Below are 19,487 nucleotides of genomic sequence, written 5' to 3' on the forward strand. Positions count from 1 at the left end.
CGTGCCCATGTCCTGGGGACAAGTCGTCGTCCTTTCCGTGGTGCAGGGACTGACGGAGTTTCTGCCGGTCTCGTCCTCGGGGCATCTGGCGATCGTGTCGCGGGTGTTCTTCAGCGGGGACGCCGGTGCGTCGTTCACCGCGGTCAGCCAACTGGGGACCGAGGCCGCGGTTCTGCTCTACTTCGGGCGCGACATCGTGCGCATCCTGCGTTCGTGGTGCAACGGGCTGATCGTGAAGTCTCAGCGCGACGCCGACTACCGGCTGGGCTGGTACGTCATCATCGGCACCATTCCGATCTGCGTGCTGGGCCTGCTGTTCAAAGATCTGATCCGGTCCGGCGTGCGCAATCTGTGGGTGGTGGCCGCGGCGCTGGTGGTGTTCTCGGGGGTGATCGCGCTGGCCGAATATCTGGGCCGGCAACGACGCGACATGGAACATCTGAACTGGCGTGACGCCGTCATCGTGGGCGGCGCGCAGTGCCTGGCGCTGGTACCGGGAGTGTCGCGCTCCGGGGCGACCATCAGCGCCGGGTTGTTCCTGGGGCTGGAACGCGAACTGGCCGCCCGCTTCGGTTTCCTGCTGGCCATCCCGGCGGTGCTCGCCTCCGGCCTGTTCTCGCTGCCCGACGCTTTCCACCCGATCACCGAAGGGATGAGCGCCACCGGCCCACAGCTGCTGGCATCGACCCTGATCGCGTTCGGGATCGGCCTGGCCGCGGTGTCGTGGTTCCTGCGTTTTCTGGTGCGGCACAACATGTACTGGTTCGTCGGGTATCGGGTGCTGGTCGGTGGCGCAGTGCTGATCCTGCTGGCGACCGGGACGGTCGCGGCGACATGACCGTGCTGCTGGTGCGTCACGGCCGGTCCACGTCGAACACAGCGGGGACCCTGGCCGGCCGCTCCGAGGGCGTCGACCTTGACGACAAGGGACGCCAGCAGGCCGCCGGGCTGGTCGATCGGATCGGTGATCTGTCGATCCAAGCGGTGGTGACTTCGCCGCTGCTGCGGTGCCGTCGCACCGTGGAGCCGCTGGCTGAGGCGCTGTGTCTGGAGCCGCTGGTCGAGGACCGGATCGCCGAAGTCGACTACGGCGAATGGACCGGCCGCAAGATCGGCGAGCTGGTCAGCGAGCCGCTGTGGCGGGTGGTGCAGGCCCATCCCAGCGCGGCGGTGTTTCCGGGCGGGGAAGGCCTGGCACAGGTCCAGGCTCGCGCGGTGGCTGCCATCCGGGAGCACGACCGCCGCCTCGGCGAGCAGCACGGCGGTGACGCGCTGTGGGTGGCCTGCACCCATGGCGACGTCATCAAAGCGGTGATCGCCGACGCCTACGGGATGCACCTGGACAGCTTCCAGCGCGTCAACGCTGATCCGGCGTCGGTGAGCGTGGTGCGCTACTCGCCGCTGCGCCCGTTTGTGTTGCACGTCAATCACACCGGGGCGCGGCTGTCGGCCGGCCTGCACGCGGCGCCTCCAGCTCAGCCGGAGGAAAAGCCCGCGGAGGCGTCGGACGGCGAAGTGGCTTCCAGCGACGCCGTGGTGGGCGGCTCCACCGGTTAGCGGGGCGCGCCCTGGGAATACGAGTCGCACAGCGACATCACCTGCACGGTATTTTGGAAGAGCCATGGCCCGCGCAATTCACGTATTCCGTACACCCGACCGCTTCGTGGCCGGGACCGTCGGGCAGCCCGGAAACCGCACCTTCTACATCCAGGCGGAGCACGACTCCCGAGTGGTGTCGGTGGTGCTGGAAAAACAGCAGGTCGCGGTGCTGGCTGAACGGATCGGCGCGCTGCTGCTCGAGGTCAATCGGCGCTTCGGCACGCCGGTGCCCCCCGAACCCACCGAGGTCGACGACCTGAGCCCATTGACCATGCCGGTGGACGCCGAATTCCGGGTCGGGACGATGGGGCTGGGCTGGGATTCCGAGGCGCAGACCGTGGTGGTCGAGCTGCTGGCTGTCACTGATGCAGAGTTCGACGCTTCAGTGGTGCTCGACGACACCGACGAAGGTCCCGATGCGGTGCGGGTGTTTCTGACCCCGGAGTCGGCCCGCCAGTTCGCGACCCGGTCCAACCGCGTCATCTCGGCCGGCCGTCCGCCGTGCCCGTTGTGCGATGAACCGCTGGATCCCGAGGGACACATCTGCGCACGCACCAACGGCTACCGGCGCGACGCGCTCTTCGGGTCCACCGATGAACCCGAGGTCTGACGAACGCGAGGCGCTGCGGGACGGCGAACTGACAGTCCTCGGCCGGATACGCTCGGCGAGCAACGCCACCTTCCTCTGCGAGGCAGCGCTGGGTTCGGTGGCCGTGCACTGCGTCTACAAGCCGGTCGCCGGGGAGCAACCCCTGTGGGACTTTCCCGACGGCACGTTGGCCGGCCGCGAACTCGGGGCCTATCTGGTATCGCAGGCGCTGGGGTGGAACATTGTGCCGCACACCATCATTCGCGACGGGCCCGCCGGTCCCGGCATGCTGCAGCTGTGGGTGCAGCAGCCCGGCGATGCCGCCGACTCCGATCCGCGGCCCGGCCCCGACCTGGTGGATCTGTTTCCCACCGGCAAACCGGAGCCCGGTTACCTGCCGGTGCTGCGGGCCTACGACTATGCCGGTGACGAGGTGGTGCTGATGCACGCAGACGACGCGCGACTGCGGCGGATGGCGGTCTTCGACATCCTGGTCAACAACGCCGACCGCAAGGGCGGCCACGTCCTGCACGGACTGGACGACAACGTCTACGGGGTCGACCACGGCGTGAGCCTGCACGTGCAGGACAAGCTGCGCACCGTGCTGTGGGGGTGGGCCGGCAAGCCGATCGACGAACCGACGCTGGAAGCGGTCGCCGGGCTGGTCGACGCGCTGCGCGGCCCGCTGGCCGCCGAGCTGCGGGGCCGGATCACCACCGCAGAGATCGCGGCGCTGACCCGCCGCGCGCACGCGTTGCTGGACGATCCGGTGATGCCCAGCCCGAACCGGCACCGCCCGATTCCGTGGCCGGCGTTCTGACCGGCGATACTGGGGCGGTGAACCCGGCCGCGAGCGACCTGACGGACGCCGCGCTGGCCGCGGAGCTGGCCGTCGACGCGGGAAAGCTGCTGCTCAAGGTGCGCGACGAGGTCGGTTTCGACTACCCCTGGGAGCTGGGCGATGCCGGTGACCGCCGGGCGAACTCCCTGATCTTGCGTCGCCTTGCGGTTGCGCGGCCCGAGGACGCAGTGCTCAGTGAGGAAGCTCACGACGACCTGGTCCGGCTGAAATCCGACCGGGTGTGGATCATCGACCCGCTGGACGGCACCCGCGAGTTCTCCATGCGGGGCCGCGACGACTGGGCGGTGCACATCGCGCTGTGGCAACGCCCGTCCAATGGCAGGCATCAAATCACCGACGCCGCGGTGTCGCTGCCGGCGCGCGGCAACATCGTGTACCGCACGGACACCGTCACCGCGGATGCCGCGCCCGTCGGCGTTCCCGACGTCATCCGCATCGCTGCGAGCGCCACCCGCCCGCCGGCCATCCTCTACCGCATGCGTCAGCTCATCGACATCGAGCTGGTGCGGATCGGGTCGGCGGGCGCCAAGGCAATGGCGGTCATCGACGGGGTGGCCGACGCCTACGTGCACGCTGGCGGGCAGTGGGAGTGGGATTCGGCCGCGCCGGCCGGTGTGGTGCTGGCCGCCGGGATGCACGCCTCGCGTCTGGACGGCTCGCCGTTGCTGTACAACCAGCTGGACCCCTACCTGCCGGATCTGCTGATGTGCCGCAGCGAGGTGGCGCCGATCCTGCTGGACGCGATCCGCCAGTCGTGGTGGTGACCCCGGTTCGGTCACCGGGCGAGCCGACGGCGTTGGGTGTGAGCTGACGGCCTTGAGTGTGAGCCGACGGCGTTGAGTGTGAGCCGACGGCGTTGAGTGTGAGCGCTGTGCGGCAGAATCGCGAAAGTAGCGCCCTCAGCTCACTCTGAAATCCGTGTCTTCACACTCAATTGCCGGCCCGCGCTGCTCATGAACGGCTGCATCGTCCGGCGGGATTGATTGCGCGCCTTCTTCTCAGCCCGCTGCGCGGGCTGCATCGTCGCCACGCGGGGTCTGATTGCGCGCCTCCTTCTCAGCCCGCTGCGCGGGCTGCATCGTCGCCACGCGGGGTCTGATTGCGCGCCTCCTTCTCAGCCCGCTGCGTGGGCTGCATCGTCGCCACGCGGGGTCTGATTGCGCGCCTCCTTCTCAGCCCGCTGCGCGGGCTGCATCGTCGCCACGCCTAAAGTACGAGCCATGCGGTCGTGGTCTTCTCCGCCGGTCCCGGCCCTGCCGGGACGCGGCCCCGAGCTGCGGCTCTATGACACCGCCGACCGTCAGGTCCGACCGGTAACCCCCGGCCCGAAAGCGTCCATGTACGTGTGCGGCATCACGCCCTATGACGCCACGCATCTGGGCCACGCCGCCACCTACCTCTCCTTCGACCTGATCCACCGGCTGTGGCTCGACCTGGGCCACGATGTGCACTACGTCCAGAACATCACCGACGTCGACGACCCGCTGTTCGAGCGCGCCGACCGCGACGGCGTCAACTGGCGCGATCTCGGCGACCGGGAGACCGAGCTGTTCCGGCAGGACATGACCGCGCTACGGGTCCTGCCGCCGCACGACTATGTCGCAGCCACCGAAGCGGTCGCCGAGGTCGTGAAACTCGTCGAGAAGATGGTGGCAGCCGGCGCAGCCTACGTCGTGGACGGCGAGTACCCCGACGTCTACTACCGCGCCGACGCCACCCTGCAGTTCGGCTACGAGTCCGGCTACGACCGCGACACCATGCTGGAGCTGTTCGAACAGCGTGGTGGCGACCCGCACCGCCCCGGCAAGACCGACGAACTCGACGCGCTGCTGTGGCGCGCGGTGAGGCCCGGCGAGCCGTCCTGGCCCTCGCCGTTCGGGCCGGGCCGCCCGGGCTGGCACGTCGAGTGCGCGGCGATCGCCCTGAGCCGCATCGGCAGCGAACTCGACATCCAGGGTGGCGGCAGCGATCTGATCTTCCCGCACCACGAGTTCACCGCCGCGCACGCCGAATGCGTCACCGGTGAACGCAGATTCGCGCGCCACTACGTGCACGCCGGGATGATCGGCTGGGACGGGCACAAGATGTCCAAGAGCCGCGGCAACCTGGTGCTGGTCTCGAAGCTGCGAACCCAGGGGGTCAACCCCTCTGCGGTGCGGTTGGGCCTGCTGGCCGGCCATTACCGTGCCGACCGATATTGGAGCCAGGCGGTGCTCGACGAAGCAGAGAGTCGCCTGAACCGTTGGCGCTCGGCGACCGTGCTGCCCGCCGGGCCCGACGCCGCCGACGTGCTGGCCCGGGTGCGCCGCTACCTGGCCGACGACCTCGACACCCCCAAAGCGGTTGCCGCACTTGATGGTTGGACCACCGACGCGCTCGACTACGGCGGCCACGACGAGGCGGCGCCAGGATTGGTGGCGACCGCGGTGGACGCCCTGCTGGGAGTGGACCTGTAAGTCCGCGATGGTACGTTTTCGGCCATGACTCGGGTGCAGGGCACAGTGCAGGACAAAGTCGTTCTCATCACGGGCGCCGGGCGGGGGATCGGCGCGGAAGTCGCCCGTCGCCTGCACCGCAAAGGCGCCAAGCTCGTGCTCACCGATCTGGGTGAAGAAGAGCTGACGACGATCGCGAGCGAACTCGGCGGGGACGAGCGGGTGCTGACCGTGGTCGCCGACGTGCGGGACCTGCCGGCGATGCAGGCGGCCGTCGCTCAGGGAGTCGAGAAGTTCGGCGGCATCGACGTGGTCATGGCCAACGCCGGCATCGCCAGCTACGGGTCGGTGCTCAACATCGACCCCGAGGCCTTCAAGCGGGTGATCGACGTCAACCTGCTCGGCGTCTTCTACACCGTGCGCGCCGCCCTGCCGGCCATCATCGACCGCCGCGGGTACGTGCTGGTCGTCTCGTCGCTGGCGGCGTTCGCCGCCGCGCCGGGGATGGCCGCCTATGACATGTCCAAGGCCGGCAACGAACATCTGGCCAACGCGTTGCGCTTGGAGGTCGCGCCGCTCGGCGTCGCCGTCGGTTCGGCGCATATGTCGTGGATCGACACCGCGCTGGTCCGCGACACCAAGGGCGATCTGCCCGCGTTCGGCGAACTGCTCGCCAAATTGCCGTTCCCGCTGAACAAGACGACCTCGGTCGACAAGTGCGCCTCGGCGTTCGTCAAAGGCATCGAAGGCCGCAAGGACCACATCTACTGCCCGGAATGGGTCGCGGGATTCCGGTGGCTCAAGCCGGTGTTGACCACCCGGCTCGGCACCCTGCCGACCAGCCGGGCCGCGGTCGAGGTGGTGCCCAAGATGGACGAGCAGGTCGCCGCGCTCGGGCGTTACACCAGCGCCTACACGCAGGGTCTGGAGAAACCGCCGAATCCATGACGCCGTGAAGGTCATCATTTGCGGTGCCGGCATCGCCGGGCTGGCCGCGGCAGAGCGCATGTCGAGCCTGGGCGCCGACGTCGTCGTGCTGGAACGAACGCCCGAGCCTGACGAGCGGGGCTACCTGATCGACTTCTATGGCGCCGGATACGAGGCTGCCGAGGCGATCGGCGTGCTGCCCGCCGTCAAAGACGTCTCCTACCGCATCGACGAGGCCACGCTGGTCGATGAGCAGGGTCGCCGGCGGGCCGACCTGCCGTACAACCAGATCGCCAAGGCGCTCGGCGGCCGAGTGTCCAGCATGTTGCGGGCCGACTTGACCAGCGTGTTGCGCGGCAATCTGCCCGAGGCCGTCGAGGTGCGTTTGGGCACCTCGCTGTCCGCGGTGACCGACAACGACGACGGCATCTCGGTGACGCTGGACAGCGGGGAGCAGCTGGTGGCCGATCTGCTGATCGGCGCCGACGGCATTCACTCGACGGTGCGGGCGATGGTGTTCGGGGCCGAGTCGGATTACCTGCGCTATCTCGGATTTCACTGCGCCGCTTTCGTGTGCGACGCCACCGACATCGGCCGTCAGGCCGATGTCGAGCAGATCGTCCTGACCGACACCCTCGAACGCCAGCTGGATACCTTCTTTCTTCCGGACGGTCGCGCCGCAGTGTGCGGGACATTCGCCGCTGCCGACCCGACGCTGGCCGACGACCCGCGCGGCGTCGTCCGGGAGAAGTTTGCCGGGATGGGGTGGTTGGTGCCGGCGATTCTGGACCGTTGCCCACCGTCGGAGCAGATCTACTACCAGGCGGCCGCTCAGGTCATCATGCCCCGCTGGAGCAAGGGCCGCGTGGTGCTGATCGGTGATGCTGCCGCCGCGGTCTCACCGCTTGCCCCGCACGGCCCGTCGCTGGCGGTGGCCGGGGCCTACGTGCTGGCCGAGCAGCTGCGCACCACCTCCACGGTGGAGCGGGCGCTGGACTTCTACGAGAAGCTGTGGCGGTGGGTGGTTGAGGATAAACAGAAGGTCACCCGCGATACCGGCTGCTGGACGCTGCCGACCTCGCGTCGCGTTGCGTTGCGGTTCACCGCACGCCCACTGATCAACCGGTTCATCTCCACAGCGCTGGCCGGCGAACCGACGACCGTCGTCGCGATGCTGCGCCGGGGCACGACTGAGCCCGACTGAGGCTAGCGCCCGAATCCCGGCCGGCGCCGCTTCAGATACCGCTCGAATTCGGCGGCCAGCGCGTCGCCGTCGATCTGGCCGAGCGCCTCGTTGACGTCCACGGCGGCGTCGCCGTGCTGTTCGAGCGACTGCACGTATTCGGCCAGTTCCTGGTCGTCGGAGGCCATCTCGGTGATCTCCCGCTCCCACGCCTCGGCCTGCGCGGGCAGGTCGGCCAGTGGCACCTCGACGTCGAGCACCTCCTCGACGCGGTGCAGCAGCGCCACCGTCGCTTTCGGATTGGGCGGGTGGGACACGTAGTGCGGCACCGCCGCCCAGAACGTGACGGCCGGGATACCGGCCGCGACGCAGGCGTACTGGAAGACGCCGGCGATGCCGGTGGGCCCCTCGTAGCGGGTTTCCTCCAAGCCGAACAGCCGCGCCGACTCCGACGAATATGCCGCCCCCGAGACCGGCACCGGCCGGGTGTGCGGCGTGTCGGCCAGTAGGGCGCCGAGGATCACCACGGTGTCGACGTTGAGCTTGTCGATCACCGCCAGCAGTTCGTCGCAGAAGGTGCGCCACCGCATGTTCGGCTCGACCCCGGACATCAGCACGACGTCGCGGTCGCTGTCAGGGGGGCGGCAGTGCGAAATCCGCATCGCCGGCCATTCCAGCTCCCGGGTGACGCCGTCGACCTGGCGGATCACCGGCCGGTTGACCTGGTAGTCGTAGTAGGCCTCGTCGTCGATCTCGACGATGGGAGCGGCGTCCCAGATGTCGAACAGGTGAGCCACCGCGTCGCTGGCCGCGTCACCGGCGTCGTTCCAGCCTTCGAACGCCGCCACCACGACGGTGTTCTGCAGGCGCGGCAGCGTGTCGCCGCCGTCCTGGTCACCGTCGGGAAGTGTCATCCAGTCAGCCTAACGGCGTTGCGGGTGCCATACCGATCCGGACGTGCGGTGCGCCGGGACCGATCGCCTTAAGCGAGGATGGTCCTGCTGCGCTGAGCGCCTCCACATGTGCGGCAAATCAGCCCTCAGACCGGCATTGTGAGGACGCTCGTGGCGGAAATAGCTGCGACGGTGAGCTGGTTGACCCTGGTGACAACGACATTGCCGATAAGATCCGGGTCGGGTCTAGCTGGGCGTCCAGATGTCGGAAGACCGACGTAGACTTGCCGGGTCGAGAGGCGTTGCAACGGAGTCCGGGGTCAGCACCGGCCATCCGCCACGCTCGGCAGATCTCAAGGACGCCTTCCGCTGTGGAAGGAACGTACGTGAACGCCGCTCAGTCGAACAACGCCGCGTCGAACATTTTCGAGCCGAACATCCGCCCGGACTGCACCGACGAGCTGGCGGCCGCCCTGCGCCAGCGGATCCTGGTGATCGACGGCGCGATGGGCACGGCGATTCAGCGCGACCGCCCGGACGAGGCCGGATATCGCGGCGACCGGTTCACCGAGTGGCCGACCGCTCTGCAGGGCAATAACGACCTGCTCACGCTGACCCAACCGCAGATCATCGAGGGCATCCACCGCGAGTACCTCGATGCGGGCGCCGACATCCTGGAGACCAACACCTTCAACGCGAACGCGATCTCGCTCGCCGACTATGACATGGCGGACCTGAGTTATGAGCTGAACTACGCCGGTGCGGCGCTGGCCCGCAAAGCCGCTGACGAGTTCAGCACGCCGGACAAGCCCCGCTACGTGGCTGGTGCCATCGGCCCGACGACGCGCACCGCGTCGATCTCGCCGGACGTCAACGACCCCGGCGCCCGCAACGTCTCCTACGACGAGCTGGTGGCCGCCTACCTCGAATCGGCCAACGGCCTGGTCGACGGCGGTGCCGACCTGCTCATGATCGAGACGATCTTCGACTCGCTGAACGCCAAGGCGGCGGTGTTCGCGGTCGAGACACTGTTCGAGGAACGTGGTCGCCGCTGGCCGCTGATCATCTCGGGCACCATCACCGATGCCTCTGGGCGGACCTTATCCGGGCAGGTCACCGAGGCGTTCTGGAACGCGATCAGGCACGCCAGGCCCATCGCGGTCGGCCTCAACTGCGCCCTGGGTGCGCCGGAGATGCGGCCCTACATCGCCGAGGTGTCGCGGATCGCGGACACGTTCGTCTCCTGTTACCCGAACGCCGGCCTGCCCAACGCCTTCGGCGAATACGACGAGTCCCCGGAGCGCCAGGCCTCCTACATCGCCGAGTTCGCCGAGGCCGGGCTGGTCAACCTGGTCGGTGGCTGCTGTGGGACGGCGCCGCCGCACATCGCCGAGATCGCCAAGGTGGTCGAGGGGAAATCCCCGCGTGAGGTGCCGCAGATCCCGGTGGCCACGAGGCTGTCCGGGTTGGAGCCGCTCAACATCACCGACGATTCCCTGTTCGTCAACATCGGTGAGCGCACCAACATCACCGGCTCGGCCCGGTTCCGCAACCTGATCAAGGCCGAGGACTACGACACCGCCCTGTCGGTCGCCCTGCAGCAGGTCGAGGTCGGTGCGCAGGTCATCGACATCAACATGGACGAGGGCATGATCGACGGCGTCGCCGCGATGGACCGGTTCACCAAGCTGATCGCCGCCGAACCAGACATCAGCCGCGTGCCGGTGATGATCGACTCCTCCAAGTGGGAGGTCATCGAGGCCGGCCTGAAAAACGTGCAGGGCAAGCCAATCGTCAACTCGATCTCCATGAAGGAGGGCGAGGAGAAGTTCATCCGCGAGGCACGGTTGTGCCGCAAGTACGGCGCGGCCGTCGTCGTGATGGCCTTCGACGAACAGGGGCAGGCCGACAACCTCGAGCGTCGCAAGGAAATCTGCGGGCGCGCCTACCGGATCCTGACCGAAGAGGTCGGCTTCCCGGCCGAAGACATCATCTTCGACCCGAACTGCTTCGCGCTGGCCACCGGCATCGAGGAGCACGCGACCTACGGCATCGACTTCATCGAGGCATGCGCCTGGATCAAAGAGAACCTGCCCGGGGTGCACATCTCCGGCGGCATCTCGAACGTGTCGTTCTCGTTCCGCGGCAACAACCCCGTGCGCGAGGCGATCCACGCGGTGTTCCTGTTCCACGCCATCAAGGCCGGCCTGGACATGGGCATCGTCAACGCCGGCGCCCTGGTGCCGTATGACTCGATCGATCCCGAGCTGCGGGACCGGATCGAAGACGTCGTGCTGAACCGTCGCGAGGACGCCGCCGAGCGGCTGCTGGAGATCGCCGAGCGGTTCAACAAGACGGAGAAGTCCGAAGACCCGAAGGCCGCTGAATGGCGCAGCCTGCCGGTGCGCGAGCGGATCACGCACGCCCTGGTCAAAGGTATCGACGCCAACGTCGACGACGACACCGAAGAGCTGCGTGCCGAGATCGCCGCGGCAGGTGGTCGCCCGATCGAGGTGATCGAGGGCCCGCTGATGGACGGCATGAACGTCGTCGGCGACCTGTTCGGCGCAGGCAAGATGTTTCTGCCCCAGGTGGTGAAGTCGGCCCGGGTGATGAAGAAGGCCGTGGCCTACCTGCTGCCGTTCATCGAGCAGGAGAAAGCGGACTCCGGGGCCGCCCAGGATGGAAAAGCCGGCAAGGATACCAACGGCACCATCGTGATGGCGACCGTCAAGGGTGACGTGCACGACATCGGTAAGAACATCGTCGGAGTCGTGTTGCAGTGCAACAACTTCGAAGTGATCGACCTCGGGGTGATGGTGCCCGCCGAGAAGATCCTGGCCGCGGCGAAGGAGCACGACGCCGACATCATCGGGCTGTCCGGATTGATCACCCCGTCGCTGGACGAGATGGTCAACTTCGCCGTCGAGATGGAACGCGAGGGGCTGGAGATCCCGCTGCTGATCGGTGGTGCGACCACCTCGCGCGCGCACACGGCAGTCAAGGTCTCACCGCGTCGCAGTGGACCGGTGGTCTGGGTCAAGGACGCCTCCCGGTCGGTGCCGGTCGCCGCCGCGCTGCTCGACGACAAGCAGCGACCGGCCCTGTTGGAAGCCACCGAAAAGGACTACGCATCGCTGCGCGAACGGCACGCTCAGAAGAACGAGCGCCCGACGCTGACCCTGGAGAAGGCCCGCGCCAACCGGACGCCGATCGACTGGGACGGTTACACGCCGCCGGTACCCGCCGCGGGCCTCGGGGTCCGCGAGTTTCTCGATTACGACCTCGCCGAGCTGCGCGAATACATCGACTGGCAGCCGTTCTTCAACGCCTGGGAGATGAAGGGCCGGTTCCCCGACATCCTCAACAACCCGGCCTCGGGTGAGGCGGCCCGCAAGCTCTACGACGATGCGCAACAGATGCTCGACACCCTGATCAAGGAGAAGTGGCTGACCGCCAACGGGGTGATCGGCTTTTTCCCGGCGAATGCAGTCGGGGACGACGTCGAGGTCTACACCGACGACACCCGTACCGAGGTGCTGACCACGTTGCACAATCTGCGTCAGCAGGGTGAGCACCGCGACGGCATCCCCAACCGGTCGCTGGGCGACTTCATCGCCCCGAAGGAAACGGGTCTGCGCGACTACGTCGGCGCCTTCGCCGTCACCTCCGGGCTGGGCGGCCAGGAAAAGATCATGGAGTTCAAAGAGGCTCTCGACGACTACAGCGCAATCCTGCTGGAGTCGATCGCCGACCGCCTCGCCGAGGCGTTCGCCGAACGGATGCACCAGCGGGTCCGCGAGGAATTCTGGGGATACCAGCCGGATGAGCACCTGGACAACGAGGCGCTCATCAGCGAGAAGTACCAGGGCATTCGGCCCGCCCCCGGTTACCCGGCCTGCCCGGAGCACACCGAGAAGGTGACGCTGTGGAAGCTGATGGACGTCAAAGAACGCACCGGCATCGAACTCACCGAGTCGATGGCGATGTGGCCCGGTGCCGCGGTCAGCGGCTGGTATTTCTCCCACCCGCAGTCGCAGTATTTCGTGGTCGGCCGGATGGCCCAGGACCAGGTCGCCGACTACGCCAAGCGCAAGGGTTGGACCCTGCGGGAAGCCGAGCGCTGGCTGGCCCCCAATCTCGGCTACAACCCGGAGGACTGAACTTGGGCGAGCAGACGCAAAAGCGCCCTTAAACCCGGCGTATCGGGTGCTTTTGCGTCTGTTCGGCACGGACGTGGAACAATCGCTGGCCGTGAAGACCTTCGAAGATCTGTTCGCCGAACTCGGCGAACGCGCCCGCACCCGGCCGGCGGGCAGCGCCACCGTGGCAGCGCTGGACGCCGGCGTGCACGCGCTGGGCAAAAAGATCTTGGAGGAGGCCGGCGAGGTGTGGCTGGCTGCCGAGCACGAACCCGACGCGGCGCTGGCCGAAGAGATCAGCCAGTTGCTGTACTGGACGCAGGTATTGATGATCGCCCGCGGCCTGTCCCTCGATGACGTCTACCGGAAGCTGTGAGCATGCTGCGCGTGGCGGTACCCAACAAGGGCGCGTTGAGCGAACCGGCCGCCGAGATCCTGTCTGAGGCCGGCTACCGCCGACGCACCGATCCCAAAGACCTGACCGTCATCGATCCCGCCAACAACGTCGAATTTTTCTTCCTGCGGCCCAAGGACATCGCCATCTACGTCGGTTCCGGGGAACTCGACTTCGGCATCACCGGACGCGATTTGGCGCTGGACTCCGACGCGCCGGTGCGGGAACGGCTGGCGCTGGGCTTCGGGTCGTCGAGGTTCCGCTATGCCGGCCCGGCCGGGCTGGACTGGACGACGGCGGATCTGGCGGGCAAGCGCATCGCTACCGCCTACCCCAATTTGGTGCGAAAAGATCTGGCCGACAAAGGCATTGATGCCACTGTCATCAGACTCGATGGCGCCGTGGAGATTTCCGTGCAACTGGGAGTTGCCGACGCCATCGCCGATGTGGTGGGCTCCGGACGCACCCTGAGCCTGCATGATCTGGTGGCTTTCGGTGAGCCGCTGTGCGATTCGGAAGCGGTGCTGATCGAACGCGCAGACAGCCAATCCGGCGCTGCCAGTGACCAATTGATCGCCCGGGTGCAGGGCGTGGTGTTCGGTCAGCAGTACCTGATGCTCGACTACGACTGCCCGCGCTCGGTGCTGGACAAGGCGACCGCGATCACCCCGGGTCTGGAGTCGCCGACCATCGCCCCGCTGGCCGACCCGCAGTGGGTCGCGGTCCGCGCGCTGGTGCCGCGCCGCGACGTCAACGGAATCATGGACCAGCTGGCCGTGATCGGGGCCAAGGCGATCCTGGCCTCAGACATCAGGTTCTGCAGATTCTGACCCGCTGCCCGGACATTAGCTGTGCTAGCGTCCCGCTGGAACCCGTGCATCCACGGAAGTCCGGCCGCCGTATCCAGGCGCTACGTCTGTCCCAGGAGGGATTGCTGTGACGCAAGTTACTGTCCTGCTGCTGGCCATGCTCATCGGTGTCGTGGCGGGTCTGCGATCCCTGACGGCGCCTGCTGCGGTCAGCTGGGCGGTGGCGCTGAGCTGGCTCAACCTGACCGGAACCTGGGCTGCCTGGGTCGGCAACCTGGTGACCGTGGTGATCCTGAGCCTGCTGGCAGTCGCTGAGCTGGTCAACGACAAACTGCCCAAGACGCCGCCACGCACCGCGACACCGGTGTTCGCGGTCCGGCTGATCACCGGCGGGTTCGCCGGCGCGGTCCTCGGCACCGCGTGGGGGCACAAGTGGGCGGCTCTGGGGGCCGGCATCGTCGGGGCCGTGCTCGGCACCATCGGCGGCTACCAGGCCCGGCGCGCGCTGGTGGCCAAGAACGGCGGCCACGACCTGCCGATCGCCCTGCTCGAAGACGCGGTTGCCGTGCTGGGCGCGTTCGCCATCGTCGCCGTCGCGGCAGCTTTGTGACGCAGACGTTCGACGCGATCGTCATCGGCGCCGGCCAGGCCGGACCGCCGTTGGCCGGGCGGCTGACCGCCGCCGGACAGCGGGTCGCAGTCATCGAGCGCCAGCACGTCGGCGGCACCTGCGTCAACTACGGCTGCATCCCTACCAAGACCCTGGTGGCCAGCGCCCATGCCGCGCACCTGGCGCGGCGTGGCGCGGAATACGGAGTCGGGACCGGACCGGTCACCATCGACATGGGCAAGGTCAAGGCCCGCAAAGACGACATCATGCTCAAGGACCGCCACGGCGTCGAATCCTGGTTGGACGGCATGAAGGGCTGCACCGTCTTCCGCGGACACGCACGATTCGAGGATCCGCACACCGTGCGGGTCGGGAACGAACTGCTGCGCGCCGACCGGATCTACCTCAACGTCGGCGGCCGCGCGGTGGTGCCGGACATCCCCGGCCTGGCGGAAGTCGACTACCTGACCAATGTTTCGGTGCTCGATCTCGACACGGTGCCCGAGCATCTCGTGATCGTCGGCGGTAGTTACATCGCGCTGGAGTTCGCGCAGATGTACCGCCGCTTCGGTGCCCGGGTGACCGTCGTCGAGCGGGGGCCGCGGTTGGCCGCCCGTGAGGACGAAGACGTGTCGGCGACCATCCGCGAGATCCTGGAAGCTGAAGGCATCATCGTCGTCACCGGCGCCGACGGTGTACGAGTCAGTAAGCGCGACAACGGATTTGAACTCACGTCGAGTGCCGGTGCCGATGCGATCGCGGGGACTCATCTACTGATTGCGGTGGGCCGCCAGCCCAACACCGACGAACTCGGCCTAGACGCGGCCGGTGTGCAGACCGACGCGCGCGGCTACATCGAAGTCGACGACCAACTCAAGACCAACATCGACCACATCTGGGCGCTGGGGGACTGCAACGGCAAGGGTGCTTTCACCCACACCTCCTACAACGACTTCGAGATCGTAGCCGCCAACCTGCTCGATGACGACTCCCGCAAGGTCAGCGATCGCATCACCACCTACGCCCTCTACATCGACCCGCCGCTGGGGCGCGCCGGTATGACCGTCCGGCAGGCCCGCGACTCGGGCCGCACGGTGCTGGTCGGCAAGCGGCCGATGACGCGGGTCGGCCGGGCCGTGGAAAAGGGTGAGACACAGGGGTTCATGAAGATCGTGGTCGACGCCGACACCGACGAGATCTTGGGCGCGGCGATCTTCGGTGTCGGCGGCGACGAGGCCGTGCACTGCGTCTTGGACGTCATGTCAGCCAAAGCGCCGTACACCACGCTGTCGCGCACCATGCACATCCATCCGACGGTCAGCGAACTGATTCCCACGGTGCTGCAGGAGTTGACGGCGCTGGACTAGGGGCCCTGCAGGTCAGATCCCGGCACCGCACGGCCCGCGCCGCCGGTGGCTGAGAGAGGCCAGCGCCTGCGCCGCTGCGCTATCGCCGTTGGATCAACAGCGTCTGCGCGGAGGTGCCGATGAATCCCGCGATATCGAAGATCTCGCCCGTGGTCACCCCGGCGCCGTCCGGGCCGACGGACGCGCGGGCACGCAGCGCGAAGTCGTTGCCGACGGGCAGTCGATGCAGATGCACCACGGTGTCGGTGTTCATGAACGCGAATTCGCCTGGATCCAGAATTTTGCCGACCCCGTTCGCGCAGTCCACCACGGCGGCGAGGCGCTGCAGGGCCGTCGTCTCCTCGGCGTCGACGATGCGCACGATCGGACTGAACCAGGACAGCGCCTCGGCGCCGTCGTCCACGCGCTGCGGGCGCCAGGTGATCGCATCGAAATAGCCCCCGGCATCGGCGAATACGTCCGGGACGGGCTGGGCGGGACCTTCTGGTACCGGCGGATAGCGGTCCGAGGCGGCGTCGGCGGTGTCGGATACCGCGATCAACCACGCGGACAGGCGCGCGACGGCGCGGGTGGAGCCATCCGTCCGGTCGACGTGCATCTCAGCCGACATCATCGCCACCCGCGATCCCGGCCGCTGCATCCAGGCGCGGGCACGCACCGGGGCGACCGGGATTGCGCCCAGAATGTCCAGGCTGAGTCGGCCGATTCGCAAGCCTGATCCCGCCGAGAGTTCTTCCACCAGCTTGGTCAGCAGCGCCATCGGCGGAGACCCGTGCTGCAGATCCGGCCCCCAGTTGCTGCGCGTGAATTCCGTCGATTCAAACCGTTCATCGCCGTCGCCGAGTCGGGGTAGACGGCGGTAAAAGCTGCCGCTCATGCCGCCGGTTCGGTCGGCCAGCCCGGGTAGGGCGGCGGGGTGCCACCGAAGGCTGGGCAGTGCACCTGGTGGGCACACCAGTTGCACAACCGCGATGGGCTGGGCCGGAAATCGCCTGTCTGGCCGGCAGCTTGGATCGCGCGCCACATCGCCATCAGTGTCTTCTCGAATCGCAGCAGTTCGTCACGGTCCGGCGTGTAGTCCAGCAGTTGACCGTCGGCGAGGTAGATCAGCCGCAGCCGGGTAGGCAGCACGCCACGCGAGCGAAACAACGCCACCGCATAGAACTTCATCTGGAACATGGCCTTGAATTCGGCCAGGGCGCGCGCTTCCGGCGGCGCCTTGCCGGTTTTGTAGTCGACCACGCGCAGCTCACCGGTGGCAGCGACGTCGATCCGGTCGATGTAGCCGCGCAGCAAGGTGCCGTCGGCCAGTTCGACCTCGACCCGCTGCTCGCAGCACTGCGGGTCGAAACGGGTCGGGTCCTCGAGCCGGTAGTAACCCGCCAGCAGCGCCCGCGCCTCGTCGAGCAGCTGGGTCCGCTGATCGGGTTCCAGTCCGGCGAGCAGGTCTGGCTCGCGGGCCAGCACCTGCTCCCACGCCGGCTCGACCAGAGCGCTGGCGGTCTGCGGATCGCGCTGCCCGGCGGGCAAGCCGTACAGCCGCTCCAAGGCGGCGTGCACCAAGGACCCGCGCAGCTGGGGTGTGGACGGCGCCTCCGGTAGCCGGTCGATCGCCCGGAACCGGTACAGCAGCGGGCACTGCTTGAAGTCCGCAGCCCGCGACGGGGACAACGCCGGCCGCGAGCTGTGCGCAACCGGCGGGGCAGCCGCCAGCTGATTGGTCATATTCGCAGCTTATGACCGGCCTACGACAAATCGTGGTCAACCCCGATAAACGTGGTCGGCGAGTCGACTGGCACGCTGGACGGCGTGTCAGCCACCGGTCCGTTCACTGTCGGCGAGCGCGTCCAGCTCACCGACGCCAAGGGCCGCCACTACACCATCACGCTCACGCCGGGCAGCGAATTCCACACTCATCGCGGCCGCATCGCCCACGACACGATCATCGGCCTGGAGCAGGGCAGCGTGGTCAAGTCCAGCAACGGCGCGCTGTTCCTGGTGCTCCGTCCGCTGCTGGTCGACTACGTCATGTCCATGCCGCGCGGACCGCAGGTGATCTACCCCAAAGACGCCGCCCAGATCGTGCACGAGGGCGACATCTTTCCCGGCGCGCGGGTGCTGGAAGCCGGCGCCGGTTCCGGTGCCCTCACCCTGTCGCTGCTGCGGGCGGTCGGCCCCCGAGGGCAGGTCGTGTCCTACGAGCAGCGCGCCGACCACGCCGAACACGCCCGGCGCAATGTCGGCAGCTACTACGGCGAGCTGCCGGACAACTGGCAATTAATCCTCGGTGACCTCGCCGATTCCGACTTGCCCGACGGATCCTTCGACCGCGCGGTGCTGGACATGCTGGCGCCGTGGGACGTGCTCGATGCGGTGTCGCGACTGGTGGTCGCCGGCGGCGTGCTGGTGATCTACGTCGCCACCGTCACCCAGCTCTCTAAGACGGTGGAGGCGGTGCGCGCCCAACAGTGCTGGACCGAACCGCGGTCCTGGGAGACGTTGCAGCGCGGCTGGAATGTGGTCGGGTTGGCGGTGCGGCCACAACACACGATGCGCGGGCACACCGCCTTCCTGATCGCGATGCGCCGCTTGGCGCCCGGCACGGTTGCGCCGATGCCGCTGGGTCGCAAGCGCGAGGGTCGCGACGGCTGATCGGCAACAGACCGAGCTGGCCTAGTCGTCGTCGCTGCGGTGCAATCCTCTGCGCGCCGAGAGCAGCTCGAATTCCGGGTGTGCCGCGACCAGCCGTTCGGCCCGGTCGAGAACGTCGAGCGCATGCGCCCGATCGGCCGACACCACCGCCAACCCGATCCCCGCGCGACGATGCAGATCCTGTGACCCGGTCTCGGCGGCGGACACGCTGAACTTGCGGTGCAGTTCGGCGACGACCGGGCGGATCACCGAGCGTTTCTGCTTGAGGGAGTGCACATCACCCAACAGCAGATCGAATTCCAGCCAGCCGATCCACACGGTGCGCTACGGCGTCGGCGACGGGCTGGCGGGCGGCGCGGGTGCCGGGCTGGGGTCTGAGCCGGGTACCGGGGGAGGCCCGGGCGGCGGCGGCGATGTCGGGGGCAGCGTTCCCGCATTCTGCATGGCCAACAGCATCTCCGCGGTCTTGCGTGACAGCTGCCATCCGCCCTGGAACGGGGTGAACTCCATCGGGAAGGTGAACTCGCGGTGCTGCGGGTTGGCGGTGGTGACCACGACGGTGGCCATCGCGTTCGACGGGTTCTGACTTGACCAGGCGATGTTGTTGGCGACGAACGTCATCGGCAGGTAGCCGCCGTCACGTGCGGCGGTGGTGAAACGGTCCAAGGCGCCGACGGTATCCGGACCGGAGCCCTGAACAAGATTCAACTTCTCGGCACCAGGCACGGCTGGATCGGCAAGCCGAACCAGGATGTCGCTGAGAGCTTCGGGCGCGGGCAGGGGAGCGGTCGGCGGGGCGGCCGGTGCGCTCGACGAGGCAGCAGGCAGCGACGAATCGTTGGCGCCCATATTCTTTGCGGTGTCATGCGAACAGCCGGCTATCGCGACCGCCGCTGTGACGAGGGCGGCGCTCAGTGTTACGCGGACGTTGCGGGACATTCGTTTGCGGGCGCGGTTATCGCCGATAAGTGGGTAACCACCGGAATGAAACGTAAGTCACATCCGGGCTTGCGCAGCCTGTCGTC

At 67.7% G+C, this 19,487-nt stretch carries 19 protein-coding genes; 14 read left to right on the plus strand and 5 right to left on the minus strand.

All coding sequences use genetic code 11. The features are described from left to right. Window positions 1-7: 7 nt before the first annotated feature. The 8 genes from AC5Y3Z_RS09725 (at window position 8) to AC5Y3Z_RS09760 (ending at window position 7,616) form a co-directional block, all read left to right on the plus strand. The gene (locus tag AC5Y3Z_RS09725) at window positions 8-838 is read left to right on the plus strand and encodes an undecaprenyl-diphosphate phosphatase (RefSeq protein ID WP_463824909.1); all 831 of its coding nucleotides are present in this window, start codon (window positions 8-10) and stop codon (window positions 836-838) included. Next, entirely contained in the window at window positions 835-1,557 is a 723-nt protein-coding gene (locus AC5Y3Z_RS09730) for a histidine phosphatase family protein (RefSeq protein WP_463824431.1), read from the plus strand. Before AC5Y3Z_RS09725 ends, AC5Y3Z_RS09730 begins: the two co-directional genes overlap by 4 nt. 64 nt (window positions 1,558-1,621) lie before the next feature. After that, on the plus strand, window positions 1,622-2,209 hold the full coding sequence (locus tag AC5Y3Z_RS09735) for a DUF3090 domain-containing protein (protein WP_463824430.1): 588 nt from the start codon (window positions 1,622-1,624) through the stop codon (window positions 2,207-2,209). Continuing rightward, window positions 2,193-3,008, plus strand: a complete 816-nt coding sequence (locus tag AC5Y3Z_RS09740; protein WP_463824429.1) for an SCO1664 family protein — start codon at window positions 2,193-2,195, stop codon at window positions 3,006-3,008. Before AC5Y3Z_RS09735 ends, AC5Y3Z_RS09740 begins: the two co-directional genes overlap by 17 nt. Window positions 3,009-3,025: 17 nt before the next feature. Then, window positions 3,026-3,814 (plus strand): 3'(2'),5'-bisphosphate nucleotidase CysQ, encoded by a 789-nt coding sequence (locus AC5Y3Z_RS09745; RefSeq protein ID WP_463824428.1) that lies wholly within the window; start codon window positions 3,026-3,028, stop codon window positions 3,812-3,814. A gap of 456 nt (window positions 3,815-4,270) precedes the next feature. Then, complete coding sequence (gene mshC / locus AC5Y3Z_RS09750) at window positions 4,271-5,506, plus strand: cysteine--1-D-myo-inosityl 2-amino-2-deoxy-alpha-D-glucopyranoside ligase (protein ID WP_463824427.1); 1,236 nt, start codon at window positions 4,271-4,273, stop codon at window positions 5,504-5,506. 24 nt (window positions 5,507-5,530) lie between these two features. Then, complete coding sequence (locus tag AC5Y3Z_RS09755) at window positions 5,531-6,433, plus strand: SDR family oxidoreductase (RefSeq protein WP_463824426.1); 903 nt, start codon at window positions 5,531-5,533, stop codon at window positions 6,431-6,433. A gap of 4 nt (window positions 6,434-6,437) precedes the next feature. After that, window positions 6,438-7,616 carry an FAD-dependent monooxygenase gene (locus tag AC5Y3Z_RS09760; RefSeq protein ID WP_463824425.1) on the plus strand — a complete coding sequence of 393 codons (1,179 nt, stop codon included), beginning with the start codon at window positions 6,438-6,440 and terminating at the stop codon, window positions 7,614-7,616. A gap of 2 nt (window positions 7,617-7,618) precedes the next feature. Here the strand turns inward: AC5Y3Z_RS09760 and AC5Y3Z_RS09765 are convergent, their stop codons facing one another. After that, complete coding sequence (locus tag AC5Y3Z_RS09765) at window positions 7,619-8,509, minus strand: PAC2 family protein (RefSeq protein WP_463824424.1); 891 nt, start codon at window positions 8,507-8,509, stop codon at window positions 7,619-7,621. Window positions 8,510-8,859: 350 nt separating this feature from the next. Between AC5Y3Z_RS09765 and metH the strand changes: the two genes are divergently transcribed. The 5 genes from metH (at window position 8,860) to AC5Y3Z_RS09790 (ending at window position 15,810) form a co-directional block, all read left to right on the plus strand. After that, the gene (gene metH, locus AC5Y3Z_RS09770) at window positions 8,860-12,651 is read left to right on the plus strand and encodes a methionine synthase (RefSeq protein ID WP_463824423.1); all 3,792 of its coding nucleotides are present in this window, start codon (window positions 8,860-8,862) and stop codon (window positions 12,649-12,651) included. A 73-nt stretch (window positions 12,652-12,724) separates the two neighbouring features. Continuing rightward, window positions 12,725-13,006: a phosphoribosyl-ATP diphosphatase gene (locus tag AC5Y3Z_RS09775; protein WP_463824908.1), complete on the plus strand. Its 282-nt coding sequence runs from the start codon at window positions 12,725-12,727 to the stop codon at window positions 13,004-13,006. Between the two features lie 2 nt (window positions 13,007-13,008). Beyond that, window positions 13,009-13,854 carry an ATP phosphoribosyltransferase gene (gene hisG / locus AC5Y3Z_RS09780; protein WP_463824422.1) on the plus strand — a complete coding sequence of 282 codons (846 nt, stop codon included), beginning with the start codon at window positions 13,009-13,011 and terminating at the stop codon, window positions 13,852-13,854. A gap of 106 nt (window positions 13,855-13,960) precedes the next feature. Then, the gene (locus tag AC5Y3Z_RS09785; protein WP_463824421.1) at window positions 13,961-14,443 is read left to right on the plus strand and encodes a DUF4126 domain-containing protein; all 483 of its coding nucleotides are present in this window, start codon (window positions 13,961-13,963) and stop codon (window positions 14,441-14,443) included. Further along, window positions 14,440-15,810, plus strand: coding sequence for an FAD-containing oxidoreductase (locus tag AC5Y3Z_RS09790; protein ID WP_463824420.1), 1,371 nt, complete (start codon window positions 14,440-14,442; stop codon window positions 15,808-15,810). The genes AC5Y3Z_RS09785 and AC5Y3Z_RS09790 overlap by 4 nt, the downstream gene beginning before the upstream one ends. A 79-nt stretch (window positions 15,811-15,889) precedes the next feature. Here AC5Y3Z_RS09790 and AC5Y3Z_RS09795 read toward each other — a convergent pair whose 3' ends face one another. Further along, window positions 15,890-16,687, minus strand: coding sequence for a thioesterase family protein (locus tag AC5Y3Z_RS09795; protein ID WP_463824419.1), 798 nt, complete (start codon window positions 16,685-16,687; stop codon window positions 15,890-15,892). Continuing rightward, complete coding sequence (locus tag AC5Y3Z_RS09800; RefSeq protein ID WP_463824418.1) at window positions 16,684-17,535, minus strand: RecB family exonuclease; 852 nt, start codon at window positions 17,533-17,535, stop codon at window positions 16,684-16,686. The genes AC5Y3Z_RS09795 and AC5Y3Z_RS09800 overlap by 4 nt, the downstream gene beginning before the upstream one ends. A gap of 84 nt (window positions 17,536-17,619) precedes the next feature. Between AC5Y3Z_RS09800 and trmI the strand changes: the two genes are divergently transcribed. Next, complete coding sequence (gene trmI, locus AC5Y3Z_RS09805; protein WP_463824417.1) at window positions 17,620-18,462, plus strand: tRNA (adenine(58)-N(1))-methyltransferase TrmI; 843 nt, start codon at window positions 17,620-17,622, stop codon at window positions 18,460-18,462. 21 nt (window positions 18,463-18,483) lie between these two features. On the opposite strand, the gene AC5Y3Z_RS09810 is transcribed toward trmI, so the two are convergent. Both AC5Y3Z_RS09810 and lppK read right to left on the minus strand, forming a co-directional pair. Next, window positions 18,484-18,780 carry a DUF503 domain-containing protein gene (locus AC5Y3Z_RS09810; RefSeq protein ID WP_463824416.1) on the minus strand — a complete coding sequence of 99 codons (297 nt, stop codon included), beginning with the start codon at window positions 18,778-18,780 and terminating at the stop codon, window positions 18,484-18,486. A gap of 6 nt (window positions 18,781-18,786) precedes the next feature. Continuing rightward, window positions 18,787-19,401 carry a lipoprotein LppK gene (lppK, locus tag AC5Y3Z_RS09815; RefSeq protein WP_463824415.1) on the minus strand — a complete coding sequence of 205 codons (615 nt, stop codon included), beginning with the start codon at window positions 19,399-19,401 and terminating at the stop codon, window positions 18,787-18,789. Between the last annotated feature and the right edge of the window lie 86 nt (window positions 19,402-19,487).

This window comes from Mycobacterium sp. NGS61 (assembly GCF_059812325.1).

Coding starts and splice junctions, on each gene's coding strand:
- AC5Y3Z_RS09795 (WP_463824419.1), bottom strand. CDS start 16,687: ATGAGCGGCAGCTTTTACCGCCGTCTACCCCGACTCGGCGACGGCGAT.
- AC5Y3Z_RS09765 (WP_463824424.1), bottom strand. CDS start 8,509: ATGACACTTCCCGACGGTGACCAGGACGGCGGCGACACGCTGCCGCGC.
- AC5Y3Z_RS09730 (WP_463824431.1), top strand. CDS start 835: ATGACCGTGCTGCTGGTGCGTCACGGCCGGTCCACGTCGAACACAGCG.
- hisG (WP_463824422.1), top strand. CDS start 13,009: ATGCTGCGCGTGGCGGTACCCAACAAGGGCGCGTTGAGCGAACCGGCC.
- AC5Y3Z_RS09735 (WP_463824430.1), top strand. CDS start 1,622: ATGGCCCGCGCAATTCACGTATTCCGTACACCCGACCGCTTCGTGGCC.
- AC5Y3Z_RS09740 (WP_463824429.1), top strand. CDS start 2,193: ATGAACCCGAGGTCTGACGAACGCGAGGCGCTGCGGGACGGCGAACTG.
- AC5Y3Z_RS09755 (WP_463824426.1), top strand. CDS start 5,531: ATGACTCGGGTGCAGGGCACAGTGCAGGACAAAGTCGTTCTCATCACG.
- AC5Y3Z_RS09800 (WP_463824418.1), bottom strand. CDS start 17,535: ATGACCAATCAGCTGGCGGCTGCCCCGCCGGTTGCGCACAGCTCGCGG.
- lppK (WP_463824415.1), bottom strand. CDS start 19,401: ATGTCCCGCAACGTCCGCGTAACACTGAGCGCCGCCCTCGTCACAGCG.
- mshC (WP_463824427.1), top strand. CDS start 4,271: ATGCGGTCGTGGTCTTCTCCGCCGGTCCCGGCCCTGCCGGGACGCGGC.
- AC5Y3Z_RS09725 (WP_463824909.1), top strand. CDS start 8: ATGTCCTGGGGACAAGTCGTCGTCCTTTCCGTGGTGCAGGGACTGACG.